We start from the raw sequence: 5,886 nt of genomic DNA on the forward strand, positions 1-5,886 counted from the left end.
AAATTTACTGACATTGGCATGGCTAAGTTTGAAATGGTTACATGAATTTATCATAAATCACCACAGCATAAGTTGCCATGCAACAAAGCCAATAATAATCAATGTAACTATTAGTATAGCAATTAAATTTGTGATGACGCCGCTGATTGAAAGATAATTAAAGTTGTATATTGTGTATGGAACAGTCGCTAAACTTGCTATTACTGAGCTGATCATTATCGACACAAAATATTTTATTATTTTTATTTTGAACAGCTTGTTGGCATTCATCTGATAACTAGCAACCAGTGCCAAGACAGCGGAAAATGACATCTGAAAGCCGGGCTTTAAAATTGCTTCTGGTTCTATTATAAGTATCACCGAAGCAGCAAACGCAATTGCTATTAATCCCCGATATTTCCTCTCTATTATTATTGCAACAAGTACCAAGATCACCATAATATACGCACGCTGAGCAGAGATTTGCATACCGGTGACCAGCAGATAAAATGTGGTTGACAAAATGGTGAAAAATGCAGATATTTTCTTGGTGTTATACTTAAGAGTCAAAGTTTCAGGTATTGCAAATAAATTACGAAACACTATGAAAAACAGGCCAGCAACGAATGATAAGCGCAGACCAGATATAGCAAACAAATGTGCTATGCCTAAATCTCGTATTGCATCCATAGTTTTTTGGTCTATTCCGTCTTTTTTACCGATCAGTAATGCGGAGATTATGTCCGCATGTGGTCTTTTGATATTTCGCTGCAGGTTTTCATAAATATATTGACGGAAAGACTCTATATACTCTTGAAATTTCCTTGCTTCAGCCTTTTTATGCAAAGCTATTTTGCTCGTTGCAAAGCCTGTAGCACTTATTTCCTGATAATAGGCTATTCTTGCAAAATCATATGCATACTCCAAAGGTGCGATCTTTGGCGGAAAAAGCTTTGCTGACAATTTTATTTGATCGCCTATTTTTACGCCTCCTTCCACTTTAGTTCTAACTGATATTCTTATGTTGTCTAAAGCAATGCGGCCAGCGCGTGACGCTGGAATTTGTGTATTTTTTTCTGGATCCAAGTGTCTGGGCGCTGGGATAACAGAAGGAAGCTTTTCAACAGAGAGCAGAAACTGTCTATATGAGCCCTTATTGCTAATATCTTTTACTGTAGCAACGATATTTTTTACATACCTCTCTTTATCAAGAATTTGAGTATCAACTAAAGCTGTTCTCAGATAGATGTAGTAAAAACACAGCTTGGTTCAGAGCTTAAAGAGAAATAGGTCAAAATTCCTACACATTGACATACGGGAAACCACAGTATCAAGTTATATTTCTCGCTGCGTAGGTTATTGCGTATATAACCGGCTGTGATGTCAAGAAAAGTCAATAAATACATAAAATGTGCGCAATAGTAGGATTTTATTCTTTTATTTTCTATTATTGTATATATAATAACTAAATAAACAACGACGCGGGGTGGAGCAGCTCGGTAGCTCGTCAGGCTCATAACCTGAAGGTCGTAGGTTCAAATCCTACCCCCGCAACTTGATCCCACTGCCATTAAGTTAAGGAAAGAGGAGTTAAGATTAGACAAAAAATTTGAAGTGATTGGGTAATTATGATGAATTTTTAGGCAAATAAAATCCAAGAGATTTGAAAAAATAACAATTATAGACTGTTTGAGACGAAAGACGTAACACTCAACTTTTCTTAACTTAATGGCAGTGCTCCTGTCATCCTGGCACCTTCTTTCCCTGTCATCCAAGTAGCTGACACTGAGATCTCATTTCACTTTGTGGCGGTGTCATCCCAGCGCTTCCTTTTCTTGTCACCCCAGTGCTCCGACACTGGGATGACATCATGTGGGGATAACATCGTTAGGCTACTTTCATGACTTTGACACTGCAATGTTCATGTGTGTGACACTGGCTCAACAATTTCAAAAAAATCTATCAAAAAGGAGGATATATGTCTACAATAATTTTATCATCAATTTTAGGTCAAGCTGGCAGTATTTTTGGTCCAATTGGCCAGATTATCGGTTCAGAACTCGGTGCTCTTCTTGGTGCGCAGCTCGATAATGCAATTTTTGGTTTGGATGCCGAGCAAAAGGTAACGCATGGAGCGAGGCTGAAAAATCTGCAAATTCAAACCTCAACCTACGGCAGAACAATTCCAATTGTCTATGGCACTGCCCGAGTTGCGGGAAATATTATTTGGGCACAGCCAATCAAAGAGGGAGTAATAACCACCAAAAATAAAACCGGAAGAGGTATGAATGCTGCGTATAACTACTATGCAACGCTTGCAATTGCAATCTGCAAGGGAAAAGTGGAAAAATTAAATAGAATCTGGGCGGATACAACGTCACTTAGTTTTGATGAAATAGATTATACTTTTTATCGTGGTACAGAGGACCAAAACCCTGATCCTTTTATGTCATCAATCGAAGGTGAAGGGAATGTGCCAGTTTACAGAGGAATATCTTATATAGTCATCAAGAATTTTCCTCTAGCGGACTATAACAATCGCGTTCCGGTGTTTACATTTGAAGTGCAAACTACACTGAAGTCCAGTGGATTTTCAGTAGCAGAGAATATTCGGAATATCAATATCATACCAGGTTCAGGGGAGTTTGTGTATGATACGAAAATACAGAAGAAAATTGCACGAGAAAGAATAAGTAGTAGCCAATATATCCCATATGGACTGGCACAAAGGGTAAATCACAATAATCACACGAAAAAGAGCGATGCTTTCCTTGGATCAACTAAAAGAAAGTTTGCCGAATGTTGAGTGGGCGTCGGTAGTAGTTAATTGGTTTGCAAGTAGTTTAAATATCAAGGATTGTAAAATATATCCTGCAGTTGAGTTTCAAGACGATTCCGCGATATTACCCGATGATTGGCAAGTGGGAAGTGTTACCGAAGATAATGCTCAGCTAATTTCAAAAGATGATAATGGCAATCCAAGATATGGTGGCACAGTTAGTGATGCAGCGCTAATAAGATATATAGAAGAGTTACACAGCAGAGGTTATAAGGTGATGCTCTATCCGATGCCCTTGCTCGACACAGAAAACAAGGAGTGGCGAGGAAAATTGAGCGGGACTCCTGAGGATATAAGTGATTTTTTCAAGAGTCAGTATAATAAATTCATAGAACATTACGCGAGCATTGCTAAACAGACTAAAGTGGAAGGATTTATCATTGGGTCTGAATTTGCACAACTAACCAGAGTAAAAGATGCAAAAGGCAATTATCCTGCAATTATGGAGCTAGTCAGGCTTGCAAAGCAGATAAAACTTCAGCTTTGGAAGGAGTAACCGTAACTTATGCTGCCGACTGGAGCGAATACCATTCATATGATGGTTGGTATAATATGGATGAGCTTTGGTCTTCACAGTACATCGACGTTGTTGGCATAGATGCTTATTCCCCGCTCACTGATGGCCCAGAGCCTCCTTTTAGCTATGCCGCGGAAGATGTAATCGATGGTTGGAGCAGCGGAGTTGGGTATGATTATTTCTATGATTACTCAAAAAGTGTCCCTGAGAAGGTAAAGTATAATGACAGCAGATATGCGTGGAAAAACATAGCAAAGTGGTGGAGTGAAGCTCAAATAAATCCTGATGGTAGCAAAACGAAATGGCAACCAAAGATGAAAAAAATATGGTTTACCGAGTATGGATTTCCCAGCATGAACGGCTGCACTAATGAGCCAAATGTGTTTGTTGATAAAAACAGCATAGAGAGCAAATATCCGCGATATTCAAACGGAGAAGTGAGTTTTCTTGCGCAGAAAATTGCAATCGAAGGAACGCTAAGGAAGTGGCAAAATTCAGAAATGGTGGAGAAAATTTTTCTCTGGGCATAGGATGCAAGGCCATTTCCTTATTTTCCCAATTTGTGTGATATGTGGGCTGACTGCCATAACTGGAAGACAGGGCATTTGTACTGAGGGAAAAATTTCACGGCTTAATGTTTCTGATGTTTTATCTGATCTATTGCGAAAGGCGGGTTTAAAAAGCGATCAGTTTGATACAAGTGACGTTAAAGGATTGTTGTCTGGGTACGTAATAAACGATCAACAGTCGATACGTTCAATTATTAAAATGCTACAGAGCTGCTATTTTTTTGATGTTGTTGAGCGGGATTCTAAGCTGAAGTTTGTCCAAAAGGGCAGGGAAGTTACGACTGAAATACCGTTTGGTAAAATTGTTTTTAATCACAACTCAAAGCCAATACAACTTGTGAGTGCCAGTCAGCTAGATTTGAACAATAAGATCAACGTTGTTTATTTTAACCGCAATTTTGGTTATCCAATTGACGTGAAATATGCTGAGCTGCCAAAGCAGGGCAATGCTGCAACGGTTGAAATACCACTAATCATGGAGGAAGGGGAGGCGCAAAATATAGCTGAAGTTTTACTTTATTCTTCGTGGCAAGAGAGAAATATATACAATTTTAAGCTGCCGATAAAATATGTGTGGCTGGCGCCAAGCGATGTCATAACAATTTCAGATGGCGAGAAAAAGCATACGATAAGAATTATAAAAACAAAATTTGCAAGCATGTCTATTCAAATAATTGGGGTTGGTTATGACTGCTCTATATATAAACTTTCTTTTCCTTCAACGAGGTCACTTATGCTTAAAGAACACCCTGCTTCTCACACCAGTAAAACCATCGTAGAAATGATTGATTTACTGCATGTTAAAGGCAATATTGCAAGCTTTACTTTAGCTAGTGAAGAAGAGAATTGGAAAGGAGCAACGCTTTTTATTTCGTATGATGATAAAGATTACAATCCTATCGCAAGCACAAACAAGCAGTCTAGTTACGGATATGTAATGGAATCTACAAATGAGGGAATTATAGTAGTACTGCGTTTTGGCAAGCTGTCGGTCATGAGCACAACCTCAAATTTAGCGCTAGTTGGAAAAGAGGTAATAAAATTCCAAAGTGCTGAGCTCATAGGTAAAAACAAATATAAGCTTAGCAACCTAATTAGAGGACAAGAAAACACTAAAGAATATGAGCACACCGCAGGTGAAAAATTTGTTCTGCTTGATGATTCAATAATTTCTTTCGAAGTGCAAAGGGAAAAAAAGTTTTACCTAAAAGCAGTTACTTATGGTGATTCGTTGGATAATGTGGAGGCAGGAATATTTGAGCTCTTGAAAGCTACTTAAATTACGCACTCAGACATTTTATTTGCATTTTATTGAAAATTTGTTGTACTTAGCGCGGTAACATAAAATCAGTTAAGACAATGGCTAATAACACAAAAAAATTATCGGATGAAGCACCAATAATACTAACTTGGGTACCGAGGGTATACGGTGCATCTTTACCAGATGGTAAAAACAGTTCCCTTAATTATGATGATTTAAAGCATGAACTGCAAGGAATTAAAGGGGTACACGTTGTAGACTTACACCAATATGACTGGAGTAAAATAGATACAGGGTGGAAAATAGATGGTAAAGATATCAGTATTAAGAGCTTCTTTAAGCATATGTATAATATGACAGATGAACAAAGAACATACTTTGCCATTGAAATAGATACTTTCAGATTAACTGCTCTTGCCCTTTTAAAGCAGTTTACAAAACACGAAGGTGGAATACTTTGATTCTTTGAGTGTCGTTGATGGTCATATAGGAAAGGGTATAACTATTCCTAAAAAAATATTGTTAGGGAGTATTATGCTTAGATCTAAAAAGGGAACCCGTACACACCTTAATGTAGCAAATACTGCAATAGGGGTTGAATCAACATAGTTGATACCTGTTTCTTTTGCTTGCTCACATAACCATTGCAGCAACATTGCTAAATACCATAGAACCCGAGGTTTTAGAGCAATCAACCTATCATACGAAGGTAGTGTTGGAA

Annotated in this window: 6 protein-coding genes, 1 tRNA gene and 2 pseudogenes; 7 read left to right on the forward strand and 2 right to left on the reverse strand. The window is 38.0% G+C overall.

What is annotated here, in order from left to right; all coding sequences use genetic code 11:
* Nucleotides 1-90 precede the first annotated feature (90 nt).
* Nucleotides 91-1,385 (reverse strand): annotated as a pseudogene (locus GO685_RS02965) (ComEC/Rec2 family competence protein); the annotation flags it as partial.
* Nucleotides 1,386-1,459: 74 nt separating this feature from the next.
* Between GO685_RS02965 and GO685_RS02970 the strand changes: the two are divergent.
* From GO685_RS02970 to GO685_RS05565, 7 genes are all read left to right on the forward strand, one after another.
* Nucleotides 1,460-1,533 (forward strand) — tRNA-Met (locus tag GO685_RS02970).
* A 424-nt stretch (nt 1,534-1,957) separates the two neighbouring features.
* Nucleotides 1,958-2,785: a hypothetical protein gene (locus GO685_RS05550; RefSeq protein WP_246226378.1), complete on the forward strand. Its 828-nt coding sequence runs from the start codon at nt 1,958-1,960 to the stop codon at nt 2,783-2,785.
* On the forward strand, nt 2,742-3,314 hold the full coding sequence (locus GO685_RS05725) for a glycoside hydrolase family 113 (RefSeq protein ID WP_281356215.1): 573 nt from the start codon (nt 2,742-2,744) through the stop codon (nt 3,312-3,314). Before GO685_RS05550 ends, GO685_RS05725 begins: the two co-directional genes overlap by 44 nt.
* The gene (locus tag GO685_RS05555) at nt 3,302-3,865 is read left to right on the forward strand and encodes a baseplate megatron protein TIM-barrel domain-containing protein (RefSeq protein WP_281356216.1); all 564 of its coding nucleotides are present in this window, start codon (nt 3,302-3,304) and stop codon (nt 3,863-3,865) included. The genes GO685_RS05725 and GO685_RS05555 overlap by 13 nt, the downstream gene beginning before the upstream one ends.
* 1 nt (nt 3,866) lies before the next feature.
* Nucleotides 3,867-5,183, forward strand: coding sequence for a phage tail protein (locus GO685_RS05560; protein WP_246226380.1), 1,317 nt, complete (start codon nt 3,867-3,869; stop codon nt 5,181-5,183).
* An 80-nt stretch (nt 5,184-5,263) separates the two neighbouring features.
* Nucleotides 5,264-5,626 carry a hypothetical protein gene (locus GO685_RS02980; RefSeq protein ID WP_246226382.1) on the forward strand — a complete coding sequence of 121 codons (363 nt, stop codon included), beginning with the start codon at nt 5,264-5,266 and terminating at the stop codon, nt 5,624-5,626.
* Complete coding sequence (locus GO685_RS05565) at nt 5,613-5,774, forward strand: hypothetical protein (protein WP_246226384.1); 162 nt, start codon at nt 5,613-5,615, stop codon at nt 5,772-5,774. The genes GO685_RS02980 and GO685_RS05565 overlap by 14 nt, the downstream gene beginning before the upstream one ends.
* Here GO685_RS05565 and GO685_RS02985 read toward each other — a convergent pair.
* Nucleotides 5,747-5,886 (reverse strand): annotated as a pseudogene (locus GO685_RS02985) (IS982 family transposase); the annotation flags it as partial. The gene GO685_RS05565 and the pseudogene GO685_RS02985 sit on opposite strands and share 28 nt — an antisense overlap.

Origin of the sequence: Wolbachia endosymbiont of Madathamugadia hiepei (assembly GCF_013366855.1) — a bacterium.
Taxonomy (GTDB): Bacteria; Pseudomonadota; Alphaproteobacteria; order Rickettsiales; family Anaplasmataceae; genus Wolbachia.

Excerpts from the sequence above, each read along its gene's own strand:
- GO685_RS05550 (WP_246226378.1), top strand. The coding sequence starts at position 1,958 with ATGTCTACAATAATTTTATCATCAATTTTAGGTCAAGCTGGCAGTATT.
- GO685_RS05725 (WP_281356215.1), top strand. The coding sequence starts at position 2,742 with ATGCTTTCCTTGGATCAACTAAAAGAAAGTTTGCCGAATGTTGAGTGG.
- GO685_RS05560 (WP_246226380.1), top strand. The coding sequence starts at position 3,867 with ATGCAAGGCCATTTCCTTATTTTCCCAATTTGTGTGATATGTGGGCTG.
- GO685_RS02980 (WP_246226382.1), top strand. The coding sequence starts at position 5,264 with ATGGCTAATAACACAAAAAAATTATCGGATGAAGCACCAATAATACTA.